A 24,895-nucleotide genomic window follows, 5' to 3' on the forward strand; every position below is an offset into this window, starting at 1 on the left:
TCTCGTAGCTTATCTGGCTTTTAGGATTTGTCGTATGCCATCTAACGGAATACCCACCCAATCAGGACGATTGTTCAGCTCATACCCCAATTCATAGATGGCTTTTTGAAGGATATAGGCATCTAACAGGACAAAGAGGTCATCTTGAGGTTGGGGAAGGATTTGCGCGTCTCGGGTCACGGACAGATACGCGTTCAGGAATATGGCACTTACCCAGAGCTGCCAAAATCTCGCCCAGGGTTCAAGGACAGGAAAGTCTTCCGGCCGTACGCCGGCGATTTGTCCCACGAGACAGGAGTAAGACGCATAGTGAAAAGAGCGGAGCATACCTGCGACATCCCGTAAGGGTGATTCTTTCAGGCGTCGGATACTCAAGGGACGTGCCGGTTCTCCTTCAAAGTCAATAATGAGAAAGTCTTTTCCCGTGTAGAGCACTTGCCCTAAATGGTAGTCGCCGTGACAACGAATGCGCATGGCATGAATTTTCTTGTCGCGAACCGGAAGAAAACATTTTCGTAGACGACTTTCCATGTCCAGAAAAGATTTGGCCGAGCCTTGCACGGAATCGGGTAACGTGTTGAGGCGCTGCCGAAGGAGAGGGAGGTTTTGATTCGTCAGGCCGACCATGCTTTGATAGAGTCCTCTGCGATAAAAATCGGTGAAAGGTTCCGGGGAAAAGTTGGGATCGTCCTTGTCGGAAGCGAGCGCGACGTGGAGCTCGCCGGTTCGCATGCCCAGGCGTCTTGCCTCTTCGAGGTATGGTCCGATGAATTCTTGAGCTGATGAAGGGACTTCTTCATTCAGGAGAGCCGGAAGAGACATGTCAGGAATCATGTCGGCTGTGAGCATGGTCGGGTGGGTTGAGGCGTTTTCATAATATCGGCTGAGTTCGTCAAGTGTGTACCGCCAAGCATCGCCCTCATTCTCGACATAACGCTGAAGAATGCCGATCGTGATGCTCTCACCATTATCTTTCTGGTACTCCAACAATCCGGCGACGGGAGCCATGTGTTGAAACCCGTGTTCCGTCAAAAATTGGCCGATTTCCCAATCAGGATTGATCCCCGACTCCGCCCGTCTGAACAATTTCAAGATAAATTCATTGCCGAAGAGCACCGACGAATTGCTCTGTTCGCCTCGATAGAGGGAGGGTGAGAGGTGCGATCGCCGAGTCTGCAATTCCCTGCGAAATTCTCGTCTGGCCGTCGCGACAAAATCTCCGTTCGGGCCGTTATAACGGCGATGCCGGGTCATGCCGTCGAGTAACTGTTGGAGAAAGGGTGTCGTCCACATCGCATCGCAGAGCATGCCGTCTTGCACGTGTCCTTTGCGCGTGATCTTGAGACTGGAGATCAACGCAGGAGTCTCCGCGAGCTGCTCCGCCTCTTCCAGTGTGATAAAACGCAGGGGAAGCAGGTAGGTTTCTGGCTCCCCTTCGGTATATTCAACTTTGAGGAACGACAGGATAAACAACGGATCATCATTGGGAACGGCGATAGTGTCGGCAATTTCAACGTTTTGCAGGATTCTGGCTTTTCCTCCAAACCACCGGCATCGCTGCAAGTAGTCGGGAAGAATGGCTTCCAAACGCTTCCGGTCCCGTCCCGTTAGAAGGTATTCCCAATCTCTCGTGATCGTGAGCTGTGGCATGACGCCAGAATCACCCGAACGAATTTGCGTCTCATCAGACGCCGACGGCTGGAGCTGGAACCAGTAGAATGTGTGACCGCTCAAGGTGAGAAAATAGGGCAGGTCACCGATAGGCGGAAACTTCGTCTTGCCGAACACGGAAATGGGTACCCGGCCCTTATACTTGGAGAGATCCAGTTCCACGCACTGCGCGTAACGCGACAGATTGGCCGCGATCAGGACCAGCTCTTCTCCGTATTGCCGCAGATACACGATGACTTTCCGATTGGCTGGATGAAGGAAGTGAATGCTGCCTCGACCGAAGACCTTGAATTGTTTTCGAATGGACAGCATTCGCTTCATCCACCAGAGCAGTGATTGCGCGTTATTTTGCTGGAGTTCGACGTTGACCGCTTCGTAATGATATTCCGGGTCGATAATGATCGGAAGATAGAGCTTGTGAGGGTTAGCGCGTGAGAAACCAGCGTTGCGATCGGCATTCCATTGCATGGGGGTTCGCACGCCATTCCGGTCTCCGAGATAATAATTGTCTCCCATGCCGATCTCTTCTCCGTAGTAAATCACGGGAGTGCCCGGCATGGAGAACAGCAAGCTGTACATCAGTTCGATTTTCTTCCGGTCGTTTCCTAACAGCGGCGACAGGCGTCGCCGAATGCCCAGGTTAATCCGGGCTTTACTGTCATGGGCGAACATGCGGTACATGTAATCCCGTTCTTCATCGGTGACCATTTCTAGCGTGAGCTCGTCGTGATTGCGTAGAAACAGCGCCCACTGACAATTCTCGGGAATGTCCGGAGTCTGATCCAGGATGTCGATGATGGGGTAGCGATCTTCCATTTGCATGGCCATGAACAAGCGCGGCATGAGGGGAAAGTGAAAATTCATATGGCATTCATCGCCGTCTCCAAAATATGCTGCCGCATCTTCCGGCCATTGATTGGCTTCCGCTAGGAACATCCGATCCTGATATTTCTTGTCAACATGATTGCGTAGCTTTTTGAGGTACGCATGCGTCTCATCGAGGTTTTCACAGTTGGTGCCTTCCCGCTCGTAGAGGTACGGAACGGCATCGAGCCGCAGTCCATCAACGCCCATGTCCAGCCAAAAGTCCAGGACTTCGAAGATGGCCCGTTGGACATCGGGATTGTCGTAATTGAGGTCGGGTTGGTGCGAAAAAAACCGATGCCAGAAATACGCCTTGGCTACGGGGTCCCATGTCCAATTGGACTGTTCGGTATCTTTGAAAATAATTCTGGTATCTTGATATTCCTCCCCACGTTCGCTCCAAACGTAAAAATTCCGCCATTTGCTGCCAGAAGGCGCAACGCGCGCTCGTTGGAACCACGGGTGCTGGTCGGAAGTGTGATTGACCACTAACTCGGTGATGACTCGCAGTCCTCGACGATGGGCTTCACGGACAAAAGCCCGAAAGTCACGACGGATGCCGTAGGAGGGATGGATGTTCGTAAAGTCCGCGATGTCATACCCGTCATCGCGTAAGGGAGAAGGGCAAAATGGGAGGAGCCAGATTGCCGTAACCCCTAAGTCCTGCAAATAGTCCAGTTTGTCCGTCAGGCCGCGAAAGTCGCCGACGCCATCGGCATTGCTGTCATGAAAGGCTCGGACATGGAGTTCATAGATGATGGCATCCTTGAACCAGAGCGGGTCGTCGTCGAGCAAGGGACTCGTTTGTTCGTTGTGAGGCATGGTGCTCATGAAGATTCGCTAGCGTGAAACGTTGTTAGGGATGCTTGCCTTCAAGCCTTGCAGTTCCAATAGTAATACATGTCCTTGGGTTTGTCATGGGTCCTTTAGTGCCATCAAGTTTCAAGGGACATCGGTGTTGAAATGGCGCTCCTTATGGCCATCGTCCGTTATGTTACGATCCATGCGGCGATTGGCAAGTCATGTCTGGCCTATGCCTGGAAGACTGCCGGGAGGGAAGCGGGCAAGTCACGGACATGAATATCCCGTTGTGGGAATGGGATTTCAACATGGTATTCGCGAAATTTTTCGACGATCGCGCAATTGACGTCCGAAATAACTTGAGCGCGATCCTTCGGCGAATCAAGCCACACGAGGAGCCGCATATTCCAGGCGCTATCGCCAAAGCTCATGAGCCAGGCTTTGGGCTTGGGATCCTGTAACACGTGGGGATGCTCTGTCCCTGCCTCTAAAAGAGCTTGCAAGACAACCCGTAGGTCTGAACTATAAGATACTCCGACATCAATTTCCACTCGTGTCCGTGGGTCACCATGCGACCAATTCGTGACCGTCCCGGAAATGAACTCAGAATTGGGCACGATGATCGACATATGATTCAGGGATCGAATCGTGGTCGATCGAATATTGATCTCGATCACATCCCCTTCTATGCCTCCGACAGTGACCCGGTCACCGACGACGATCGGGCGTTCAAACAGGAGCATAAGCCCGGCGATAAAATTTGACGTAAGATTTTGTAGCCCGAATCCAATACCGACCGACAGAAAACCAAACAGTACGGCGATGCTGCTGAGGTCGATTCCGATAAACTGAAACGCGATGACGCCGGCCAGCACCCAGAGCAGGTACTGAGCGATGCGGATAAGGGTGTAGTGGGTTCCAGCACTCAATTCCATACGAGACAAGACGCGGCGTTCGAGGAACGCACGAACAAGTTTACTCACGACGACCCCGAGTCCGATCACCGCACAGAATATGAAAAGTGAAGAGATCGTGATCGGGGTCTGATTCACGGTAAATAATGGAAAGCTCAATAATCGTTGAACCATGTCCCAACTCAATTCAGGCATGGATGTCTCCTTTCTTCACTGTTTGTGGGGCCATACCGTATTCTGGCGAATCATACCTTGATGATTTCAGGTCGCATAGCCTCGGACATTCTTCGGTATGGGCATGCCGTCGGTTTTCCACTAAAATAACAGATTGAAGGGAAATATCGCCGATTGATGGCCATAAGAAAGGACGGTTATGAAGGACGAACAAGGATTAGTATTCGCCGGCCTCTTGAATGGAACTGGAGGAATGACGTCGCTCACGTGGGATGGGATCCAGAAGTGGTGTGCTTCTCACGGATGCTTGTGGGTTCATCTTGACCGGTTGGGCGCGGATAGCCAACGGTGGGTGAGAGAAGAGAGCGGCCTCGACCCGATCGTCGCCGAGGCGCTGCTCGAGGAAGAGACGCGTCCGCGCATCATGGTCTTAGACGATAGTGTGTTTATGACGCTTCGTGGGGTGAATCTGAATGCGGGCGCAGATCCGGAAGATATGATTTCCATCCGTCTTTGGATCGACGCCAATCGAGTGGTGACCGTACGGCATCGTCTACTCATGACCATACAGGATATTCACGCCAGTTTGCTGGCCAATAGCGGTCCGAAAGGCCCTGGAGACTTTCTGACGGTGTTGGCCGATCGTCTGATGGAACGCATGGCGCCCGTGATCGGCCACTTGGACGACGAGATCGACGAAATCGAAGAGCACATCATCGAGGAAGTGAGTCATCAGCTTCGCAGCCAGCTCGGTTCCATTCGGCGTCAGACCATCGCCCTGCGCCGGTATATCGCTCCACAGCGCGAAGTCATCTCCCACCTTTCTCATACGCAGCTGACCTGGTTGACTTCCGTACATCGTGCGAGAATTCGGGAGGTCGCCGATCACCTCATTCGATATGTTGAAGATCTCGATGCCGCGAGAGACCGCATGGGCGTGATGCAGGAAGAGTTGACAGGAAAATTATCCGAGCAGATGAATAAAACGATGTATATCTTGACGGTGTTAGCCGGAATTTTCCTGCCTATTACGTTCGTGACCGGGCTGTTGGGAATCAATGTCGGCGGGATTCCTGGCTCCGATGATCCTGGAGCGTTTGTGATCGTGTGTTCGCTCTTAACGTCGTCGGCGGTATTCGTGGTCGGCCTTTTTCGTTGGTTGAAGTGGTTGTGACAGGCGTGCTTACTTGTGAGTGCCCATGGGCGGCGGTCTATCTGAGGCTATCGGTCGAATAACCGGATTTTGAAACATTATTTTCCGAGCGCGCGATCGAGATTGAAGGCGGCACTGATTAACGCAAGATGTGTGAAGGCCTGAGGGAAGTTACCGAGCGCTTCACCATGATGGCCAGTTTCTTCAGCAAAAAGGCCGAGGTGGTTGGCGTAGCCCAGCATTTGTTCAAAGAGCAGGCGTGCGTCGTCAAGTCGCGTCCGATCGACTTTCCCCGCGCGCGTCATCGCTTCGACCAGCCAGAATGTGCAAATATTGAACGTCCCTTCTTCTCCATCCAAGCCATCCTGGGTTTCCGCGATATTGTATCGATAGACCAACCCATTGGATACCAGCCCTCCTTTATCCGGTGATTGCTTGATAGCATCAAGCGTCTTGAGCATGCGAGGATCCGTGGGTGAGACAAAAAAGACCAGCGGCAGCATTAAATTGGCCGCATCGAGTGACGTATTGCCATAGCGTTGAACGAACGCCTGACGTGTTGAATCCCATCCTTTACTCATGATTTCTTCGTAGATCTGATCGCGTACTTGGAGCCATCGTTCTCGGTCTGCGGGAAAAGAGCGTTTGTCTGCGAGTCGAATCCCCCGATCCAACGCGACCCAGCACATGAGCTTGGAGTAGACGAAATGCTGCGGTCCGCCTCGAACTTCCCATATTCCCTCATCCTGGCGTTGCCAGTTATCGCATACCCAATTGATGAGGCGACGAAGGTGCTTCCACAGATCGTAAGAAATCGGTGTCCCATATTTGTTGTAGAGATAGACGGAATCCATCAGTTCGCCGTAAATATCAAGCTGAAGTTGCGCGTAGGCGCCGTTGCCGACCCTGACGGGCTTAGACCCTTTATAGCCATCGAGATGATCCAGAATTTCCTCGGTGAGCGTGTGGCGTCCGTCAATCCCGTACATGATTTGAAGTGCCCCTTCTGGACTCAATTCCATACATCGGGCTTCCAACCAGTTCATGAATTGAGCCGCTTCCTCCGTGAAGCCAATGCGGAGGAGTCCGTAGAGGGTGAAGGCCGCGTCCCGAATCCAGGTATAGCGATAATCCCAGTTCCGTTGACCGCCAATGCCTTCGGGCAGGCTGCATGTCGGAGCCGCCACGATGGCCCCCGTGGGCTCAAACGTTAAGAGCTTCAAGGCTAAGGCCGAGCGGTGAACCATTTCCCGCCAGCGTCCGGTGTAGGTGCATTTGGCTAGCCATTTCCGCCAATAGTGGACCGTTTGCCTGAACAAATCTTCAGGGTCGGCTTCACAAAGCAGAGATCTCTGATTATCCTCATGGAATTCTTGCAAGGAAAAATCCACCGCCTCCCCTTCTTTGAGCGTGAATTCCGCAACGACCCCATTACCCTCTTGTTGGAATGGTCTGCCGGCCTCCAAATGGAGAGAGAGCGTAGGGGATTGAAAAATCGCCCCTTCGGGGGTCACCTGGGTTGTATGCGAGTCTCGTCCATAGTTAAACGCTGGTTGACACACCGCGCGAAATGTCATAGTGCCGCGAATGGTATGAGCCCGACGAATCAGCCCATGACAAGGTGAATCGTGTACCTGCGTCCCGACCGGCATAAAATCAATCACCCGCCCGACTCCGTGGGGAGACAGGAACCGTGTGACCAGGACATTGGTGTCGGGCCAGTAATATTGCTTGTAAGTGACGTTTTCAGAAAGCGGAGCGATGGAAAACTTTCCGCCTTTGTGTTCATCGAGGATGGAGGCAAACACGCTAGGTGAATCGAAGTGTGGGAAGCATAGCCAGTCGATAGACCCATTCATGCCGACTAATGCCGTGGTTCGCATATTCCCAATGAGTCCATAGTTTTCTATTGGTTGATATGGCATGAAGCATTCCTCACGTTAATGTCAATGATCCCTGTAATCTCATGCGGTGGCTGCGATTGGTTACAGCCCGGTGATCTGGCGTGCTTAGATGGGGGGCAATTGTGCCCTGTTTGTGCGTAGAGGTCAATGAGCGACAGGAGATGTTTATTTGAGATGAGGGTCTAACAAGACCAAATATCCCCGTCGATTGAGGGCATGACAGCTCTCGTGATCCTCGAAGCAGACGGGATGGGCGTCTCCGAATGACACCGTCATGAGGCGGTCTTGGGAAACGCCAAGGTCGAGTAGATAATCTCGAATGGCCAGCGCGCGTTTATCGCCGAGCACCAAGTTATATTCTTCGGACCCACGATCATCACAGTGACCTTCGATGAGGAGGGAGGCCTTGGGATTGTCTCGCAATTGAGCGGCGGTGAGCTCCAGGACATGTTTGCCTTTGTCAGTCAATCTCCAACTGTCAAAAGCAAAAAAAAGGCTCGGGACATACTCAGGGAGTTTCTTGGGAGGGTCCGGTGAATGGTAATAGGACGCTGGCGTAAGCATCGGTAAATTCTCGGGTGAGCCAAGGGGGCGAATCGGCTCTTCCTGTAATACTTCTGATCGTGTTTGGGCAATGTCAGGGATTGGCTGAAGGTCGGGAGCGGCAAACGGTGTGGCTGGCGAGAATGCCGACTTTTCCTCGCCATATTCATGGGTGACCATGGACTGACAGCCGAAAAGTCCATTCAACAAGAAAAGTCCGATCAACGCCCCTAATTTCCTATGCCAAGTCATGGGTTCTCCATCAGTTAATGACAGCTCGTGATTGTGCCGTGATTCTGTATGAATGTTTCGGGGAGAATTCATCGGTTCTTGAATTGTGGGCCAGAGAATTTCAAGGCATCTCCTGTCCTATCCTTTTTTCAGCCATCAACAGACCTTCTTGTTTCTCCTTGTATGACCTTGTTGCTGGTTTCTTGAGTCTTGATCGGCTATGCGTTGGCATGATGTTGACGCGATACCGTACGAGATCTTTTTCTGGCTGTTGCTCTCAGGCGCCTTGCCAGGCCAGCGTCTCGTCAGAACCTCTGTCAGAATCTCTCTTCGAAAGAGTAGCCAGAAATTACGAGACGTAGGATAATAAAGAGAGGAGGAAAATCATGCGGAAAATCCTTATCTTGGGTGGCGGGAAAATCGGGTCTTTAATCGCGGTTTTGCTCGCGGAGACTGGCGAATATGAAGTGCATCTTGGCGATGTTGAGAAAGGCGCGACAGAACGGCTGGCTCAAGATATGGCAAGGGCCAACTTTTATGCGCATGAAATCGATGTCATGGCCGAAAAGGCTCTGGATACGTTTCTCGAGACAACACGAGTCGATGGTATCGTGTCGAGCCTTCCCTATTATTGTAATCCTCTCGTGGGGGAAATTGCCCGCGCGCATCGGCTTCATTATTTCGACCTCACTGAAGATGTTTCAGTGACCGGAAAAATCCTGGAAGTCAGTCGAGGCGCCCAGCAGGCGTTTATCCCTCAGTGCGGACTGGCCCCCGGATTCATTAGCATCGTTGCTCATGATCTGATGACGCATTTTGACGTTGTCGAGAGCGTGAAGATGCGGGTGGGGGCGTTGCCTGTCAATCCCAGCAATGTCCTGAAATATTCGTTGACTTGGTCGACGGACGGACTCATTAATGAGTACGGCAACACCTGTTATGGTATTGAAAATGGAAAGGACGTGCCGTTGCAACCTCTCGAAGGATACGAGACCATCGAAATTGATGGGTTGCTCTACGAGGCGTTCAATACCTCCGGAGGTCTCGGAACGCTCGCCGATACCTATGCGGGCAAGGTCCGCACCATGAACTACAAGACGTTACGCTATCCCGGCCATTGTGAAAAGATTCACTTGCTCATGAACGACCTCAAGTTGAACGATGACCGTGAAACCCTTAAACGAATCCTTGAAAATGCCGTGCCGAAAACGTTGCAGGATGTGGTCTTGATCTATGCCTCGGTGACAGGCACCCGGTACGGAGAGCTCTTCGAGGAAAACTACGTGAAGAAAATCTACCCGCAAACCATAGCAGGAAAGCTCTGGTCGGCTATTCAAGTGACGACCGCATCCGGTATTTGCAGCATCGTGGATTTGGTTTTTGCCAACCCTTCGGCTTATCACGGTTTTGTGACGCAGGAAACATTTCATTTGCACGATATTCTTGCGAATCGCTTTGGCCGGTATTTTTCGTGAGGGAAATCATGGATATTCTCAAAGAGCTTGATCTTCAATCTTCCAATCCCGGTGGATGTATGGGGCCAGGGCAGTGGACCACCACGACTGAATCGGGTGTATTGAGTTCAATCAATCCCGCCACAGGTGAACCCATTGCCGCAGTGAATCTCTGTTCGGCGAAAGATTATGAAGCGATAGTTCGTGAATCGGAGCGCGCTTTTCTTGAATGGCGAAAGGTTCCGGCTCCCAAACGAGGGGAGGTCATTCGACATATCGGGCAAGCGTTGCGTGACAAAAAGGATGCCTTGGGCAGTTTAGTCTCGATGGAAGTGGGAAAAATTAAGGCCGAAGGGGACGGTGAAGTGCAGGAGATGATCGATATGGCCGATTTTGCCGTCGGGCAATCCCGAATGCTATACGGGAAGACCATGCATTCCGAACGGCCGAATCATCGCATGTATGAGCAATGGCATCCCTTGGGGATCGTCGGAGTCGTCACGGCGTTTAACTTTCCGGTGGCCGTGTGGGCCTGGAATGCCTGCATCGCGGCCATTGCCGGGAATACCGTCATGTGGAAGCCTTCCCCCAAAGCTCCGCTCACGGCTCTAGCGGTTCAGCATATCTGTAACCATGTCATGCGGGAACAGGGATGTCCTGGGATTTTTTCATTGTTGATCACAGATCAGAACGACCTGGCGGAAAAGATGGTCGCCGACCATCGTCTTCCGCTTGTTTCGTTTACCGGTTCGGTGCCGGTGGGGCGGCATGTGGCGAGTCTCGTCGGAAGCCGCCTGGGTCGTACGTTATTGGAGTTGAGCGGCAATAATGCCGTCATCGTGGATGAAACGGCTGATTTAGACCTCGCGATTCCCGCTATCGTATTTGGCGCGGTCGGTACGGCCGGGCAACGATGTACGACGACCAGGCGTCTGATAGTCCATGAATCCCGGTATCAGGAGATCGTGACTCGTTTGATCAAGGCGTATAAGCAGGTTCGTATCGGCAATCCGTTAGATTCCGATGTTCTGATGGGTCCGTTGATCGACCGCCAAGCGGTTCAGACCTATCAAACCGCTCTTCAGGAAATTACCAAGATGGGAGGCGACATTCTCTTTGGGGGGCGTCCGCTCGAACAAGCAGGGTATTTTGTCGAACCCACGCTCGTGCGAGCCGAAAATCACTGGGATATCGTGCAGCGCGAGACCTTCGCGCCGATTCTGTACATTGTGACCTATAAGGATGTGGATGAAGCCCTCATGTTGCAAAATGCCGTGCCTCAGGGTTTGTCGTCTTCTCTCTTTACGTTGAACATGCGTCATGCTGAACGGTTTTTGGCGGCCACGGGGAGTGATTGTGGTATCGCCAACGTCAATATCGGTACGTCGGGAGCTGAGATCGGCGGGGCGTTTGGAGGAGAGAAGGAAACGGGCGGAGGGCGAGAGGCGGGCTCCGACGCGTGGAAGGCTTATATGCGGCGGCAAACAAGCACTATCAATTGGGGAACGGATTTGCCGTTGGCGCAAGGGATCACCTTTTCTCTGGATTCATAGACCCGATACGGTTCTGCCGGGAGCGACGAGCAACGAGAATGAGGAGGACTGATGATGACAACGACCCCTGAACTTGAGTCGACCGTCCTTGGTTTGGTCAACGAATATCTGTCGCGTAATCAAGCGGCTCGTACCTTTGCAAAGGGATTGAGTGAGATTGGCGTTGGGGTATTCCCGGTCCTGGATCATATTACCGTTCGTACCCTTGATATTGATCGACGGGCCGAAGAGTTTCTGCAGCTTGGCTATGTCTATACGGAAACGCTCAATTACGACGATTGGTACGCCAAAGTCTACCGCGTGGAGGGATATCCCGCGCTCTTCATCGATCAAGCGTATGACGATGAACGCGGGAAAACCAGCATTATTCCGGCATGGGTCGAGAAGTTCGGTGATCGCACGTTGCACCATATCGCGATTCTTGTTCATGACATCGAACAGGCCATGCGCGAGTCTCAGAAGCGGGGAATGGTTTTCGCCGGCCAGGTGATCGGCGAGCCGGGAGGCGATCTGAGGCAGATATTCACGGTTCCAGAAAAAGTCAACGGCCAGCCGTTTTCCGTCCTGGAACTGACCGAACGGCATAATGGGTACCGTGGGTTTTCACCGCCACAAGCCAATCGTTTGATGCAGTCGACGGTTCAATAACTGTCGCTATCTACGCTTCCAGGGAGAGAATCGGTAAATCGTTTTTATGTCGTCTGAGCACGTCAACGCCGAACCCGGGCTCTGGCTGCCCTGGCTGTTCGCGGAGCACCGGTCGTACTGCAGAATATATGATGGTCTTTGCTTCTTGAGGGGATGTCATGTCACAACTCACACGTGGACAGAAACGTCGGTTGATGTACATCGAATTGAAGTCGGGATTTGGTGATAGCGGTCCTGCAAGGATCGGGTGGGAGAGGTTTTCTAAAAGCGGACAATCGGTTTATTATAATAGTAAACGCTTTATAAAGTGTGCAGGAGTGAGTGGAAACTTTTATGATGTTGAAACTGGTGAGGAATATTGGATTTCTGGTGTTAAAAAAAGAGGAACGAATCGACATTGGGCTGGTAAGGGCCCAGTCGAGGTCGATGCTGATGCTGTCGAGGAATACGAAAGTTATACCACTAATCCGCTGCCCAATAACAGGTCTGTTCGTTCACGTACATGACCTCAGCCAGGTTCCAACACAATAGGGCGTCATTGCTTGACGTGACATCGTTTCTGAGCCTGGGCTTGGCGACGCGTGAGCAGCCCCTCTTCGATCTTCCGTTGTATCGGCGAGATGCGGGAAGAAGAAACCTCAAAGACCTCCGATCCCGTACACGAGTGGGGCGCGTCTGAGCCCGAGGGACACGCCGATTGAAGCCTTGCGTATACCACCCAATGACCCCATAAACTGGTGTGTTTGTTGCGTTGGCTATCTTCTTTCGGATCTATGAGACTCCAAAGGAGATTTCTGTTAATCAAAGCCTTCGTCGAATTCTGCCTTCTGTGTTTCATTCTCATTAGTTGCCTAGAGTTCAAGAATTCCTATTACAACAGTATTCATAATCAGTTATGAACTTGGGAGCATTGGCCTGGAGAGGTTTCTCATGCTTGACCTACCCCACCTGGGGTGGGGTAGGATGGGGATATGAAAGAAGAACACAAAAGGACGGCGATGAATCGGTTGAAAACCGTTCGAGGTCATATTGAGGCCGTCATCAATATGGTTGAAGAGGAACGATACTGTCCGGAGGTGATGAAACAGGTTTCGGCGCTTCAAGGTTCGCTGGAAAAAGTCAACCGAATCCTGCTCCAGAATCATATCGAAACCTGTGTTATGCATGCGGTGGCAGAAGGCCGCTCAGAAGAAATCGTCGACGAATTATTGGAAACGTTGAGGTATACCAATAAGGTTACCGGTCCCAACCCCAAATAAAGGAGGAGCCCATGGCTGCTGTGACACTCTCAGTCCCGGATATTTCTTGCGACCACTGCAAACAATCGATTGAAGGCGCTCTAAAAACCATCGACGGCGTCCATGCCGCCGAAGTGCATGTCGCCAGCAAGACTGTCGATGTGAATTTTGATGAGACGAAAATCCAGCAGAGCGCGATCGGCAAGGCCATTGAGGATCAGGGATTCACGGTCGCAGAATGAGTGTTCGTCCCTCGTGGGGTGTTTCCCGTCCTTCGTGAAGCGAGACGATGTGTAGTTGACGAATCATGATTCATCCGGCTCATTCGATGAGTAAAGATTTGAACTGGAACTGATGACGCAACCAGAACTCAAGACGATCAGTTTCGATGTGGAAGGCATGACCTGTGCGTCTTGTGCCGCACGGGTCGAGCGCGTTCTCTCGAAACAACAGGGCGTGCATGAGGCGACGGTCAATTACGCCGGCCAAGAGGCGCGGGCGGTTCTTGATCCTGACGTCAACGTTGAATCGATTCAACAGGCCATAAAAAAAATCGGATATTCCCTTCATCCCGTGGTTGCAAATACCAAGCGGGATACGGTCGTTCAACGATATTCCCGGGAGGCGCTGCATCAACGGCGCCTGTTGTTTTTTTCCGCCATCTTGACGGTGCCGCTCATGGTCCTGGCCATGGGTCTGCCTGAAACGTCCGCGACCCGTATTGCGCAATGCCTTCTCGCGACTCCTGTGGTTTTCCTGTTCGGCTGGCAATTTCACCGGACATTTTTAAAACAATTACTCGTGTTTCAGGCCTCGATGGATACGTTGATTTCTGTCGGTACGCTGACGGCATGGGGATATTCCGTGTGGGCATTGTTTGCCGGTCATCCCATCTTTTTCGAAACGTCCGCCATGATTATCACGCTGATTCTCTTGGGGCGCTATTTTGAAGCGCGAGCCAAGGGACAGGCCTCTCAAGCAATCGCTCGACTCATCGAACTTGGCGCGAAAGACGCGCGAGTGCTGCGGGAAGGGAAGGAAGTTTTGGTGCCCGTCTCGGAGCTGAGGCGCGGAGAGGTCGTGATCGTGTTTCCTGGAGAGAAGATACCAGCCGATGGGAAGATTCTTTCCGGCGAATCGGCGATTGATGAAAGCATGCTGACCGGAGAGTCGATGCCGGTCGACCGGCAGGCAGGCGAGCAGGTATTTGGAGCGACGATTAACCAGCAAGGCCGCCTGGAAATTCAAGTGACGCAAGTAGGGGAAGGCACGGCATTAGCCAAAATCATTCGTCTTGTCGAGGATGCACAAGCCAGTAAGGCCCCAGTTCAAAAACTTGTTGACTACGTCTCAGGTATATTCGTTCCCGTCGTCATCCTGATCGCCGTGGTTGTGTCGATTGGATGGTGGCTGGGAACTGATGATGTGACCACTGCCATCCGAAACGGCGTGGCTGTCCTGATCATTGCCTGTCCCTGCGCTCTAGGGTTAGCGACCCCTACCGCCATCATGGTCGGGAGTGGGAGGGGGGCTGAGCTGGGCGTGCTCTTTAAAAATGCTGACGTGTTCGAACGCGCGCGTGCGATCGATACGGTGGTGTTTGATAAGACTGGCACATTGACGATGGGGGCCATGACGTTAACGAATGTCGAGACAGATTCGGATGAATCACGGTTTCTGTATCTGGTGGGAACGGTCGAGGCGGCGAGCGGCCATCCGATCGGTCAAGGGGTCGCGCTTGGAGTCGAACAACGGGGGATCGAGTTGGGGGTTCCTCGAACGTTGGAAAGTCTGACCGGCGAAGGAATCGTCGGAGTCGTCGATGACCTTGAGGTGATCGTCGGAAAACTCAAGCTCCTGCAGGCCCGCGGGTTAGAAATGACCGAACGATTGGCCGCAGCGATGACGAAATGGGAAGGGGAGGGGAAAACCACATTTCTGGCAGGTTGGGAAGGCAAGGTACGTGGGGTGTTGGCCGTTGCCGATACGTTACGCCCTCGGGCGGCCGAGACGGTGGGTGCCTTACGGGATTTTGGCGTGGAACCTATGATGCTCACGGGCGATAACCATCAGACGGCTGAGGCTATCGCGCGGCAGGTGGGGATAAGGGAAGTCATGGCCGGGGTCCTGCCGGATGGCAAGGCCGATCGGGTAACGCAATTACGCGAGCGAGGCAAATCGGTGGCGTTTGTCGGCGATGGAATCAATGACGCCCCGGCATTGACGGCGGCAGACCTGGGTGTGGCGGTCGGCACAGGAACGGATGTCGCGATCGAAGCCGGTGATATCGTCTTGATGTCGGGAGATCCTTCGCTCGTGATGACGGCCCTACAATTGGCGAGAGCGACGTTTGCGACGATTCGCCAAAACCTCTTCTGGGCGTTCTTGTACAATGTGGCTGCGATTCCATTGGCCGCTGCCGGATGGCTCAATCCGATGGTTGCCGCGGGGGCAATGGCCTTTTCCAGCGTATCGGTTGTCACGAACTCGCTTCGACTCCGGAAGTTTCCGTTATCTCAATGAATGATTCTGCCCCATATTTTTGTGTCCCTATCACTCCTCTTTTCGCGAATCAACATTCCTTGTAGCCCGCTTCGTCGAGTCTCCGCCATTTTTCAAACAGAAACGTTTTTCCCTTTTCTCCGTTCATCGTGATTGTCCTGTTCGGGATGTGCTGGCAGCATTTGGATGAGATGCCGGCCAGCTGTTTTTGCAGTCTTGATAGGTTTGGAGAAGTTGGGAAATGCAACGTTATTTTTTTTGAATTTCTCATGTTTTTCAGGTTTTTTCTTGATCGCCGTCAAGACCTGGATCTCTTGGGCCGATTTAGGTGGGGGCCACAATCTTGTCCAGGAGTTCGCTATGGGAATGACCGCGGTCGAATTCGTACAGCTCGAAAAACTATGGAGTCGTATTGCGATTCGCCCTCCATATTTTGCGTTTGCTCAGCTCATGCTGGATCCCAGCGGCGTGTTATCAGCCCGGGTGCCGGTTCAGCATAGATTTTCCCTGGAAGCTGGCGCTATTTCAGCGGCAGAGATTGGTCGACATTTGGCGATTTTGGGCCTTTGTTCTGTCGCACTGCAACAGGGAACAGATCAAAAGCATTATTACCTGGCACAGCAGGCGCATTTGATCCGGCGTGGACCAATCCAGACATTTCTGACCTCCGAGCATTTTTTCGGGAAGGCTTGGCCGCTCGCAATCGATCATCGTACCGCGCTCGCGAGGACTCAATTGTGGGACGAGCATCAAGAAACGGTGTTATACGACCTGACTGTTCGGTATGCGACGGTTGGTGAACGTTTGTTCGAACGACTTTTTCAGGGATACCGACAGCAAGAGAGTGGCGAACCTTCTCGGGTTTTCAACCCCTATACACAGTCTCTCCCCCTGAAGAATGTCCAGATAGCAGGGAGGCGATTAACAGCTGTGCTGGGAATTGAATCGCCTCAACAATGCGCCGGGCATTTTCCCTTCTACCCTGCGATTCCGGTCGCCATTCTCATGCAAGCGTTAGCTGAGGCAGCCGGCCGCCTGACGCAAGCGCAACTTGGGCTGCCTGTGTTTTCCTATGTGGTGAGCGATGCGGAAGTCTGTGCTAAGAATTTGGCGTTTGCGGATGAAGGCATCGACCTCATCGCGGAGTACCTTCATCGAATGGATCATGCGCATGTCTTACATTGTCGGGCCAACACGCAGTCAGGCAAAGATGTCGGTCAACTAGAAGTCACGCTCGAGCATTGTCTTCCCTTTGAGATGGCGCAACAGCCGGCTTTGACGAACATCGGAGTCGGCCAGTCTTGATAACGACCGTCTTCGGTGGCGTATTCTTTCTATCTCATTGATTGCCCCAACCCTGTTTCCTCCATAGTTGGTATGATCCATGACTGACCGATCTGATTGTCGTCACAGCAATCAGGGTTCCATGCAGATTGTGTTGTGCCAGGGACTACGATATGCTGTCGTCCTTTCGGGGACGATTTGCCATCTGAGTCGTGGGGGAGATCAGTGTGGGGCTTTTAAAGATTGCTCGATTAGGGCATCCGGCAATCCGTGCTGGCGGAGAGATCGTGAATGCCGGAACCTGTGCGACCCAAGAGTTTCAAGACTTGCTCGACGATCTGATCGAAACGATGCGTGATGCGGATGGCGTGGGCATTGCCGCTCCGCAAGTGCATCGCCCGCATCGGGCTATCGTCATTGAGGTTGAGCCGACGAATCCCCGCTATCCTGGGTATCAGCCTGTGCCACTCACTATTCTCGTGAACCCGAAAATGACCCGGCATTCGTCAGAGACAATAGAGGATTGGGAAGGGTGTTTAAGCCTGCCTGACTTGCGAGGCCGAGTCCCTCGTTGGAGGTCAGTAACCGTCGAAGCGATAGATCGCCAGGGAGGAACGATTGAGTTGCAGGCCGAAGGGTTTTTTGCCCGTGTCCTGCAACATGAGATCGATCATCTTGATGGAAAAGTCTTTGTAGATCGAATGTCCGATCTCTCAACGTTGACCCATCTACACGAATACCGACGCTATTGGGCGTGTTGAATAATGAAATTGTCAAAGGCCATATTTCGTCAGAACGACGTTGTGACTCTGCTGAAATCCTGCTCGCTCGCCAGTGGGGTTCAGGCGGCCTGAGGCCGAGTACGCCGCTGGCGGCTTTTTTTCGGCAACCCCATGTTGGAAGTGATGTGATGATTGCTCGCATCCAAGATGTGAATGTGAAGGAAGCTGAACATGCGCTCTATGAACGGGGCGTCGCGACGATTGCCAATGTGGTCGATCCTGCAACCTGTGAAGAACTCATCGCGCGCTATGATGACACGAAATCGTTTCGCAAGCGTGTCAACATGGAGCAGCATAATTTTGGCGTAGGAGACTATGCGTATTTTGCCGAGCCACTTCCTCGCTTGGTCGCGGGATTGCGCACGCAGGCCTATCGGCAGTTAGTCCCCGTTGCCAATAGGATGATGCGGGACATGGGATTAGATCTTCATTACCCTGCCACACTCAAACAGTTTCGTGCGTATTGTCGTGAGCACGGTCAGACCCACCCAACCCCATTGCTACTTCATTATCAGGCTGGAGGTATGAATCGATTGCATCGAGATGTCTATGGTCCGACCCTGTTTCCTCTCCAGATGATGATCATGCTGAATCAAAAGGGACGAGATTATGAGGGCGGTGAATTCGTGCTGGTGGAAAATCGTCCTCGGCAACAATCTCAAGCGACCGTCCTGACGCCTGCTCAGGGCGATCTGGTTATCTTCCCGGTGTCTGAGCGGCCGATTTCCGGTAGGCGAGGCATGCTGCGTGCCTCTGTTCGGCATGGAGTGAGTCGAATTCATTCCGGTGAGCGATGGGCGCTTGGGATTATTTTTCATGATGCCCGTTAGTTTTTTCTCATTTCGAGCGGCTATCTTCGTTGGCGTGTCACATTGTCGAGAAGCTCTGTGACTGTATACTTGATGAGAGAGCTTTCTGCCAATGCCGATTGTACTGAAGCGAGTCTATAAAGCACCTGCGAAGGAAGATGGGTTGCGTGTTTTGGTCGAACGTTTATGGCCACGCGGGATTTCCAAGGAAAAGGCTCAGATTGATCTTTGGTTAAAGGAGGCGGCTCCATCCAAAGAGTTACGAACCTGGTTTGGGCATGATCCGGATAAATGGAAGGCCTTCAAAAATCGGTATTTCCAGGAACTCAAACACCATTCGAGCATTCTTGAAGACATGCGGCAAAAGGTCAAGACCCAACGCGTGACCTTTGTGTTTGCTTCCAAGGAAGAGCGTTACAACAATGCCGTTGCCTTAAAGGAATATTTGGAACATGATAGATAGGGAGGCTTGGCGGTTGTATCGTTGAATGCGGATACGTCGTATGGGGTAAGCCTGCCGCTCGCGTTCGTTTTATTCTCAGCGTTGGGAGGGAGTATGCGACCGTTCAATTTTCAGGGTTCAACGGCAATGGTGTTTTTTCTGGCATGCGTGTTTCTTCTTCAGGGATGCCTGCAAACTTCCCGCATCAATACTGATCCTCCTGGAGCGCAAATCATGTTGAACGGCGCGCCGCTGGGCAAAACGCCGATCTATTACAATACGCGAGCGGGAATTCCTAAAACCTATTTTTTAGAGATCGAGAAATCTGGGTGCAAAAAGGTCGAGACTAAATTGGAATCGAATTACCGCGCTGACCTGTCTCTTGCCTTGTTGATTCCAGGCATTGTCCCGTACTTTTTCAGTGCCCGATTGGAGGATGATTACAAGTTTATACTGTTGCCGTCAGATTCAAAGTCCACGTGTTGACCGTTCGCGCGCAATCTGGACGAGATCGGGTAGTTTGCAATATGATTGTCTTAGATTATTCGCATGCCGTCTTTTTCCAAAAGTGTTTCTGCCAAGCCATGGTTCGGTTGGCTTGTGTTTCTCATCCTCCTAGGCATGATTCTGCTGGGATGGATTTTTCTGCAATTGACAGAAACCTACCTCGGAGAGCTCAAGGGTTTATCGCCAGATGTTCCTCAGCCATCCTTTGATACATCAGCCTATCTGCTCATTTTGATTTCGATGGCGGCTGGGTTTCCGGCCGTAGGAATCGGAACCTACTTTCTGTATCGGGGGCATCGCATGCGGGTGACGCAACAACGGTCTGTGTCCAAAAATCTGGCCATCGAGCATGCTCCGGTCATTGGAAGCACACGAGCTATCACGCGAGGACTCGTCTTGATGATCAGCGGAGGATTGATTATCATTAGCGGCCTTGCTATGCCCCTTATCGTATGGCGCCTCGCCGAAACCTTCTAGACAGCAATGTAAGGAATGGTTATGAAGAAATTGACCAGCCGTCCTCATGTCACTCATGTTTTGTTAGCGTTTGGTATGACTGCGATCATGTTGGTGGGCTGTGAGGTGAAGAATGCCGGCCATGAGACCTTGCAGGATGCGCAGGAACAAGAATGTTTTGAGACTCAATCACCAAATTCGCCAGATTGTCTTGATCCTGAATCGTTTGATGAATACGAACGTCGGATGCAGAGTTATCCCTTCTAATGTCAATAGATGATCCATATCCAACATCCATTGGGAACGTTCTCTTTCTTTGAGCAGGCATTCAAATTCGATGCTTCTGATGGCTCGTTGCCTGTACGCTCTTTGGTAATATGATCCTCTCAAGTCCGGCGTTTCAATGGAGATGTCCGTAACGGTTCAGGCTTTTTTTATCTATCTTGAAAGAGAGGGTGACCATGAAAGGGTATTATTGTGCATTCTGTCTCTGCGTACTCAATATCTCCTTGCCGGCGAGTAGCCTTGCTGGCGATGCCAGTCTTGGTATGGCCGCTCATGGCAATATTCGGGTTCCTCAATCTGGTATGGTGGCCGATATGTTCGGAGCTCCTCGCATGCCGAATTTGGGTACACTCAAAAAACCCTATAAGACTCCCATGACGCGGGAGCGCCGACGTCAGGATATTTCCACGACTTCAAAAACCCCGCAACCAGCCAGGAGCCAGTCGCATCAGAGCAAACCGTAACGGACCGTTCTATGATCTCCCTAAGGCTTGCCGTCCTCTCTTAGACAGCTCAAGGAACCATGATGAGAATAATCAAGGCGGGTCTATGCTCTCTAGTGATCATGACGTGTCTGGGAGAGGTGAGATGGGCTCATAGCGAGAGTCCCCATGAGTTCAGCCAGAATTGTCCGAAAAATTTATCGGAGCTGGAAGAAAAAATGGAAAATCTCTTGACGCGCATCATCAATGATCGATTTAAAAAGACCATGCGGTCATCCATCCATGCTTCAATCCCTCAAGCTATCCAGCAGGCTGATGGAATCATCCAGCAAATGGCGTCTCTACGGAAGCAAATTCGTGAGCAACACCGCTCGCAAGCGCGTGCGGAATACGTGGCTCGAAAAGCTGTAGGAAATCTGGATCGTGATCTTATTGCCTGTAAGCCTGGAGAAGAAGGAAGGTACTGTGATGCGGTTGAACAATTTTATATCGGTAAAGCCTCTATCCTCGCGAATCAAAGTTTTCTGAATGCCTTAGCCTGTTATCAAGCCCAAGGGGTTCGTTAACAGCGCGTCCTCCGGTTTCGCGTATCGTTCGTGTCTGCTACTAATCCTCCGAACTATGAGTTGACCACCATACCCTGGATCAGCCAGGCCTTCGACGATCCGTGTCTGTTGGTCGGCGGCGGCTCTCTTTAGAGGACACATCCCGCGCGGTACGACGTAGAACCAGACGAAAGGTGATACCCGCTTGGCTGTCCTGACACACATGGATGTTTCCTTCACGTCTTGAAGAGCCAAGGCGTACAAGAGCGCGCTGGGCGTTTCGGTATCACTGAAACGGCTATAACGAACAGCCATGTCATTGGTTGGCGGATTAGTAGGCAATCTCTCGACTGATTTTTGTCATCGCGTGCACGAACTCTGGCAGGGGTACTTGTTGAGGCCTGAAGACCTGTTCCTGGCGTTGTTGTGCGTGGTGTTGGAATTTCGGCATTTGCTCGTTGGATACCATCAACAACGTACCCAATGACGTCAGGTATTCTCCACTGCCTTTGGCGATGTCTTGTCGTAGGTTCTCATGGTTGGTTGCCATAAACGCGTTGAGCCGTTGGTCGGGATGGAGAAGTCCATCTACGGTAAACCATGCTCCAGGTGTCGTGGAGGATAGGAAATTACTCGTGGCATCTGCGACTGACTCAGTCGACGCCTTGAGGGTACAACCCGTTTCCAATGCCATGAAACTGATGAGGGTGAGGATGAAGAATCGTCTTCGAGGTACGTGATAGTTCATGTTCGTTCCTTCCCGTTGATCAAAATTTCGTTCTATACTGATGAGAATTGACTCTGGAGTCAAGTTAGAAGACATGACATTCATCTTCAGAGGATTATCTATCGTTTCCATGCGCTTTGAAAGACGCATGAAGGAGCCGCGTTTAAGCCTGTTCTTCAAAATTCCGATGAGAAAATGGAGCGCGACGAGTTCGCGAACGACCGATTTATGACATAAGACCAAGATTGGGCAAGCCGTACATGCCAAGGACCGCCTTTCCTTCTTTCAGCGCTAGCGCCTCTCATGCATTCAGCTGTTCATTACGTGCGTTGATCATGAACGCGTCGGACGCTGAGCAGAAGAAGTTGTGGCAGATCTTTGGACAGCATGATGTGTCGGCCGTAGTCTGTCGGGACGGGCCAGAAGCTCTACAGTATATTCAAGAAGAATATTTTGATTTCATTTGTGTATCCGTTCCATTGGCGCAGACGTCGGAAAAACATCTTTGGAGTACGTTGAAAACGTCAGAATGGAACCAACGCACCCCATTGTTCATGTTGACATCGGCTAGCTCCCCTCCTGAGGCATCCTCCAATCATGATGGATTGGTGAGGATGTATCCAACCCACGAGTTTGCTGAATGCTGTCAAGATATGACCGCACTCATTATCTTGATTCAAGAACATCGTTTTTTTAAAGGACATATTCTGTACGTCGATGGTCATACATCCGCTGCGATGTCGATGAGGGAATCGCTCCAGCGAATGGGGTTGACTGTCACGCAGTGTGCGTCTGCGCAACAAGCATTTCAGATGTTTGAGCAAGAAGAATATGATCTTGTCGTCATTGCGATCGGTGATAAGGGTGCATCCCGGGATTGTGATTTGATCCAAACGATCCGTTCGATCAAGGGGCCAAAGTCACAACGACCAATTTTGGCGATTTGTCGGACGAAGAAACACGAGATGGTTCCCGAGGTATTGAACAAGGGGGCCAATGATTATATCGGCAAATTGGTGGTCGAAGAAGAATTGCAATGTCGTGTCAGAAATCTCCTCCTCATCAAAAACCTTCGTGATAAGGTCGATGCGCAGGAGAGAGAACTCCGTCAACTCGTCATGACGGATGAGCTGACCTCTCTCTACAGCAAGCCCTACTTGCTCAATGCCGGCAGTCAGCGGACCAATGAAGCCCATCGTCATGGATACCCGTTGAGTCTGGTGGTGCTCAGCGTGGATCATTTCGAACGCTTGATTGATCAGTTCGGGCAGATTCTCGGGGATTTGGTCTTACAAGAAATGGCCACGATTTTGAAGGCTTTCTCGCGGGAAGAAGATATCGTTGCCAGAACGAACGATGATGAGTTCGCGATCGCGTTTCCGCACTGTAGCGAACTGGATGCGCTCGCCAAGGTCGATCGTCTTCGACAACGTGTCGAGTCGGCGAATCCGGGCGGTGTTCCGGTGACTGCCAGCTTTGGTGTCGCCAGCCTTCCCCTGACCTTTCCCTGTGATTTTGAGGACCTGTTCTCAGCCGCTGATCGTGCGATGACGCAGGCCAAATCAGATGGTCACAACCGTGTCGTAAGTAGCGAACTCGTCCCCTCCGATTCCGGCCTCCTCAAAGTTGTGCTGACTCAACGCATGGCTTCGTAACTGTCTGCCCTCTCTTTGCCCGTTACGTCCCCAGGCGCTCCGCCATCGTTTGACTCTTCTCGATATTTAACGCCCGAATTCAAAGAGCTTAATCAAAGGCTTTTCTTCCCGCGTAATCGGGTCAAAGTCATCGGTACGTCCCGGGCGATATCGAGGGAAGAGTTTGAGCCCGCCAATCGATCTGCTCGAAGAAGATTTTGGAGGCGGAGAAGTTCGCCAGTCTAATTCGGGTTTGGCCGAGGCTCTCCACGGTAATTCCGGGACGGGCGGTTTGCGCCATTCAGTGGAATCGAGAATAGAGTCCGAGAAATTTGAACGATACGAGCCTTCGTCAGGAAGGATGACAGACTTTTCCGGTTGCGTAAGACCTCCTGCTGCGATCAGCAGGGGAACGGCTAGTAGCAGGCCCCAGGCGTCACTTAGGTTCAACCATGTCTCTTCGCGATAGCGAGGGATCATTCTTTCACACCGAGTTCTGTTCTCCACTCGAGGGATTGAAACCAGTACTTATGAGCGGAGGCTAACCAGGTATCGGCTTCACGTGCCGTAATCCACGCATTCAAAAAATTAATGAAATCAGCATCGCCTTTATTGATGGCAAAGCCCGCTTTCGTGGTCAGGAGGGGTTTGGATAACGGTTGATCGACTTTCCCTGGATAATCTATGGTGAGGAAGGTTGGGAGTGGCTCATGTTCGATATATCCATGGACCGTTCCCTTGGTCACCGCGTTTTTCGCCTGTTCGCTCGTCGTAAATGTCTGAACGTTCGCTTTCGGGAAGATCCGACGGGCTAACTCATCAGCCACTGTCCCCGTGACCGCGGCGAGGGTGACCTGTGAGCGGTTCAGGTCTTTGATATGAGAAAATGACCTGGTTAATTCAATATTCGTGGCCAGTCCGATTCCCGATTCGACGTAGGGTTGACTGAAATTCACTTTGAGCGCTCTTGCGGGGGTAATGACCATTCCGGCGATAATGATGTCTATTTTCCTGTGCAGGAGGGCCGGTAGAATGTCTTCCCAATCAAGGACGTGAAATTTTGGCTGAACGCCTAAGTCCTTGGCCAATTGTTTGGCGACGTCAATATCGAAGCCAACGAGCTCTCCTTTCGCGTCTCGTAACGTCCAGGGCGTGAATAACGAGACGCCAATTTCCAATGTGCCCTGTTTGAGCACATTTTTTAGGATACTGTTCGGCTCCTGTGCGTGATTCTCCGCATACGTCATCGGCGGGGTACGAACCACGACACAACATATGGCCAAAAGAAGCAATACGAGAGCGGTTTTCCAGGCTATTCGAAGAATGTTCAT

The 24,895-nt window shown here is 51.8% G+C and carries 26 protein-coding genes; 18 read left to right on the forward strand and 8 right to left on the reverse strand.

All coding sequences use genetic code 11. The features are described 5' to 3' along the window. Positions 1-9 precede the first annotated feature (9 nt). Together treS and MRJ96_12205 are read right to left on the reverse strand one after the other, a co-directional pair. Entirely contained in the window at positions 10-3,366 is a 3,357-nt protein-coding gene (treS, locus tag MRJ96_12200; protein ID MDR4502203.1) for a maltose alpha-D-glucosyltransferase, read from the reverse strand. A gap of 200 nt (positions 3,367-3,566) precedes the next feature. Then, complete coding sequence (locus MRJ96_12205; GenBank protein MDR4502204.1) at positions 3,567-4,445, reverse strand: mechanosensitive ion channel; 879 nt, start codon at positions 4,443-4,445, stop codon at positions 3,567-3,569. Between the two features lie 178 nt (positions 4,446-4,623). On the opposite strand from MRJ96_12205, the gene MRJ96_12210 reads away from it, so the two are divergent. Beyond that, positions 4,624-5,598: a zinc transporter ZntB gene (locus MRJ96_12210; protein MDR4502205.1), complete on the forward strand. Its 975-nt coding sequence runs from the start codon at positions 4,624-4,626 to the stop codon at positions 5,596-5,598. Positions 5,599-5,675: 77 nt separating this feature from the next. Here MRJ96_12210 and MRJ96_12215 read toward each other — a convergent pair whose 3' ends face one another. Both MRJ96_12215 and MRJ96_12220 read right to left on the reverse strand, forming a co-directional pair. Next, positions 5,676-7,502, reverse strand: coding sequence for a glycoside hydrolase family 15 protein (locus tag MRJ96_12215; GenBank protein ID MDR4502206.1), 1,827 nt, complete (start codon positions 7,500-7,502; stop codon positions 5,676-5,678). Positions 7,503-7,646: 144 nt separating this feature from the next. Beyond that, positions 7,647-8,276 (reverse strand): OmpA family protein, encoded by a 630-nt coding sequence (locus MRJ96_12220; GenBank protein MDR4502207.1) that lies wholly within the window; start codon positions 8,274-8,276, stop codon positions 7,647-7,649. 365 nt (positions 8,277-8,641) lie between these two features. On the opposite strand from MRJ96_12220, the gene MRJ96_12225 reads away from it, so the two are divergent. The 7 genes from MRJ96_12225 (at position 8,642) to MRJ96_12255 (ending at position 15,671) form a co-directional block, all read left to right on the forward strand. Next, positions 8,642-9,730, forward strand: coding sequence for a saccharopine dehydrogenase NADP-binding domain-containing protein (locus MRJ96_12225; protein MDR4502208.1), 1,089 nt, complete (start codon positions 8,642-8,644; stop codon positions 9,728-9,730). Positions 9,731-9,738: 8 nt separating this feature from the next. Then, positions 9,739-11,262, forward strand: a complete 1,524-nt coding sequence (locus MRJ96_12230) for an aldehyde dehydrogenase family protein (GenBank protein ID MDR4502209.1) — start codon at positions 9,739-9,741, stop codon at positions 11,260-11,262. 51 nt (positions 11,263-11,313) lie between these two features. Continuing rightward, positions 11,314-11,910 (forward strand): hypothetical protein, encoded by a 597-nt coding sequence (locus MRJ96_12235; protein MDR4502210.1) that lies wholly within the window; start codon positions 11,314-11,316, stop codon positions 11,908-11,910. Between the two features lie 158 nt (positions 11,911-12,068). Beyond that, on the forward strand, positions 12,069-12,416 hold the full coding sequence (locus MRJ96_12240) for a hypothetical protein (GenBank protein ID MDR4502211.1): 348 nt from the start codon (positions 12,069-12,071) through the stop codon (positions 12,414-12,416). Positions 12,417-12,881: 465 nt separating this feature from the next. Next, a complete protein-coding gene (locus tag MRJ96_12245; GenBank protein ID MDR4502212.1) occupies positions 12,882-13,169 on the forward strand; it encodes a metal-sensitive transcriptional regulator in 288 nt (95 codons plus the stop codon). Between the two features lie 11 nt (positions 13,170-13,180). Then, positions 13,181-13,390, forward strand: coding sequence for a copper ion binding protein (locus MRJ96_12250; protein ID MDR4502213.1), 210 nt, complete (start codon positions 13,181-13,183; stop codon positions 13,388-13,390). 112 nt (positions 13,391-13,502) lie between these two features. Then, positions 13,503-15,671, forward strand: coding sequence for a heavy metal translocating P-type ATPase (locus MRJ96_12255; GenBank protein MDR4502214.1), 2,169 nt, complete (start codon positions 13,503-13,505; stop codon positions 15,669-15,671). 92 nt (positions 15,672-15,763) lie between these two features. On the opposite strand, the gene MRJ96_12260 is transcribed toward MRJ96_12255, so the two are convergent. Then, entirely contained in the window at positions 15,764-15,952 is a 189-nt protein-coding gene (locus MRJ96_12260) for a hypothetical protein (GenBank protein ID MDR4502215.1), read from the reverse strand. 58 nt (positions 15,953-16,010) lie between these two features. Between MRJ96_12260 and MRJ96_12265 the strand changes: the two genes are divergently transcribed. The 9 genes from MRJ96_12265 (at position 16,011) to MRJ96_12305 (ending at position 21,224) form a co-directional block, all read left to right on the forward strand. Next, positions 16,011-16,955 (forward strand): hypothetical protein, encoded by a 945-nt coding sequence (locus tag MRJ96_12265; GenBank protein ID MDR4502216.1) that lies wholly within the window; start codon positions 16,011-16,013, stop codon positions 16,953-16,955. Positions 16,956-17,161: 206 nt separating this feature from the next. Further along, positions 17,162-17,695, forward strand: a complete 534-nt coding sequence (gene def, locus MRJ96_12270; GenBank protein ID MDR4502217.1) for a peptide deformylase — start codon at positions 17,162-17,164, stop codon at positions 17,693-17,695. Beyond that, positions 17,692-18,546, forward strand: coding sequence for a 2OG-Fe(II) oxygenase (locus MRJ96_12275; protein ID MDR4502218.1), 855 nt, complete (start codon positions 17,692-17,694; stop codon positions 18,544-18,546). The genes def and MRJ96_12275 overlap by 4 nt, the downstream gene beginning before the upstream one ends. Before the next feature lie 91 nt (positions 18,547-18,637). Next, complete coding sequence (locus MRJ96_12280) at positions 18,638-18,988, forward strand: DUF488 family protein (GenBank protein MDR4502219.1); 351 nt, start codon at positions 18,638-18,640, stop codon at positions 18,986-18,988. Positions 18,989-19,081: 93 nt separating this feature from the next. Continuing rightward, complete coding sequence (locus tag MRJ96_12285; GenBank protein MDR4502220.1) at positions 19,082-19,453, forward strand: PEGA domain-containing protein; 372 nt, start codon at positions 19,082-19,084, stop codon at positions 19,451-19,453. Between the two features lie 63 nt (positions 19,454-19,516). Beyond that, positions 19,517-19,951: a hypothetical protein gene (locus tag MRJ96_12290; GenBank protein ID MDR4502221.1), complete on the forward strand. Its 435-nt coding sequence runs from the start codon at positions 19,517-19,519 to the stop codon at positions 19,949-19,951. 21 nt (positions 19,952-19,972) lie between these two features. Next, positions 19,973-20,197, forward strand: coding sequence for a hypothetical protein (locus MRJ96_12295; protein MDR4502222.1), 225 nt, complete (start codon positions 19,973-19,975; stop codon positions 20,195-20,197). 194 nt (positions 20,198-20,391) lie between these two features. After that, positions 20,392-20,679, forward strand: a complete 288-nt coding sequence (locus MRJ96_12300; protein MDR4502223.1) for a hypothetical protein — start codon at positions 20,392-20,394, stop codon at positions 20,677-20,679. A gap of 59 nt (positions 20,680-20,738) precedes the next feature. Beyond that, entirely contained in the window at positions 20,739-21,224 is a 486-nt protein-coding gene (locus tag MRJ96_12305; GenBank protein MDR4502224.1) for a hypothetical protein, read from the forward strand. Between the two features lie 310 nt (positions 21,225-21,534). On the opposite strand, the gene MRJ96_12310 is transcribed toward MRJ96_12305, so the two are convergent. Further along, positions 21,535-21,951: a DUF3015 domain-containing protein gene (locus tag MRJ96_12310; protein ID MDR4502225.1), complete on the reverse strand. Its 417-nt coding sequence runs from the start codon at positions 21,949-21,951 to the stop codon at positions 21,535-21,537. Positions 21,952-22,265: 314 nt separating this feature from the next. Between MRJ96_12310 and MRJ96_12315 the strand changes: the two genes are divergently transcribed. Further along, on the forward strand, positions 22,266-23,585 hold the full coding sequence (locus tag MRJ96_12315; protein ID MDR4502226.1) for a diguanylate cyclase: 1,320 nt from the start codon (positions 22,266-22,268) through the stop codon (positions 23,583-23,585). 66 nt (positions 23,586-23,651) lie between these two features. Here MRJ96_12315 and MRJ96_12320 read toward each other — a convergent pair whose 3' ends face one another. Both MRJ96_12320 and MRJ96_12325 read right to left on the reverse strand, forming a co-directional pair. After that, the gene (locus MRJ96_12320; GenBank protein ID MDR4502227.1) at positions 23,652-24,044 is read right to left on the reverse strand and encodes a hypothetical protein; all 393 of its coding nucleotides are present in this window, start codon (positions 24,042-24,044) and stop codon (positions 23,652-23,654) included. Continuing rightward, a complete protein-coding gene (locus MRJ96_12325; GenBank protein ID MDR4502228.1) occupies positions 24,041-24,895 on the reverse strand; it encodes a transporter substrate-binding domain-containing protein in 855 nt (284 codons plus the stop codon). Before MRJ96_12325 ends, MRJ96_12320 begins: the two co-directional genes overlap by 4 nt.

The organism is Nitrospirales bacterium, assembly GCA_031315865.1.
Lineage (GTDB): Bacteria > Nitrospirota > Nitrospiria > Nitrospirales > UBA8639 > JAGQKC01.

Coding starts and splice junctions, on each gene's coding strand:
- treS (MDR4502203.1), bottom strand. CDS start 3,366: ATGAGCACCATGCCTCACAACGAACAAACGAGTCCCTTGCTCGACGAC.
- MRJ96_12205 (MDR4502204.1), bottom strand. CDS start 4,445: ATGCCTGAATTGAGTTGGGACATGGTTCAACGATTATTGAGCTTTCCA.
- MRJ96_12210 (MDR4502205.1), top strand. CDS start 4,624: ATGAAGGACGAACAAGGATTAGTATTCGCCGGCCTCTTGAATGGAACT.
- MRJ96_12215 (MDR4502206.1), bottom strand. CDS start 7,502: ATGCCATATCAACCAATAGAAAACTATGGACTCATTGGGAATATGCGA.
- MRJ96_12220 (MDR4502207.1), bottom strand. CDS start 8,276: ATGACTTGGCATAGGAAATTAGGGGCGTTGATCGGACTTTTCTTGTTG.
- MRJ96_12225 (MDR4502208.1), top strand. CDS start 8,642: ATGCGGAAAATCCTTATCTTGGGTGGCGGGAAAATCGGGTCTTTAATC.
- MRJ96_12230 (MDR4502209.1), top strand. CDS start 9,739: ATGGATATTCTCAAAGAGCTTGATCTTCAATCTTCCAATCCCGGTGGA.
- MRJ96_12235 (MDR4502210.1), top strand. CDS start 11,314: ATGATGACAACGACCCCTGAACTTGAGTCGACCGTCCTTGGTTTGGTC.
- MRJ96_12240 (MDR4502211.1), top strand. CDS start 12,069: ATGTCACAACTCACACGTGGACAGAAACGTCGGTTGATGTACATCGAA.
- MRJ96_12245 (MDR4502212.1), top strand. CDS start 12,882: ATGAAAGAAGAACACAAAAGGACGGCGATGAATCGGTTGAAAACCGTT.
- MRJ96_12250 (MDR4502213.1), top strand. CDS start 13,181: ATGGCTGCTGTGACACTCTCAGTCCCGGATATTTCTTGCGACCACTGC.
- MRJ96_12255 (MDR4502214.1), top strand. CDS start 13,503: ATGACGCAACCAGAACTCAAGACGATCAGTTTCGATGTGGAAGGCATG.
- MRJ96_12265 (MDR4502216.1), top strand. CDS start 16,011: ATGGGAATGACCGCGGTCGAATTCGTACAGCTCGAAAAACTATGGAGT.
- MRJ96_12280 (MDR4502219.1), top strand. CDS start 18,638: ATGCCGATTGTACTGAAGCGAGTCTATAAAGCACCTGCGAAGGAAGAT.
- MRJ96_12285 (MDR4502220.1), top strand. CDS start 19,082: ATGCGACCGTTCAATTTTCAGGGTTCAACGGCAATGGTGTTTTTTCTG.
- MRJ96_12290 (MDR4502221.1), top strand. CDS start 19,517: ATGCCGTCTTTTTCCAAAAGTGTTTCTGCCAAGCCATGGTTCGGTTGG.
- MRJ96_12295 (MDR4502222.1), top strand. CDS start 19,973: ATGAAGAAATTGACCAGCCGTCCTCATGTCACTCATGTTTTGTTAGCG.
- MRJ96_12300 (MDR4502223.1), top strand. CDS start 20,392: ATGAAAGGGTATTATTGTGCATTCTGTCTCTGCGTACTCAATATCTCC.
- MRJ96_12305 (MDR4502224.1), top strand. CDS start 20,739: ATGATGAGAATAATCAAGGCGGGTCTATGCTCTCTAGTGATCATGACG.
- MRJ96_12310 (MDR4502225.1), bottom strand. CDS start 21,951: ATGAACTATCACGTACCTCGAAGACGATTCTTCATCCTCACCCTCATC.
- MRJ96_12315 (MDR4502226.1), top strand. CDS start 22,266: ATGAACGCGTCGGACGCTGAGCAGAAGAAGTTGTGGCAGATCTTTGGA.
- MRJ96_12320 (MDR4502227.1), bottom strand. CDS start 24,044: ATGATCCCTCGCTATCGCGAAGAGACATGGTTGAACCTAAGTGACGCC.
- MRJ96_12325 (MDR4502228.1), bottom strand. CDS start 24,895: ATGAACATTCTTCGAATAGCCTGGAAAACCGCTCTCGTATTGCTTCTT.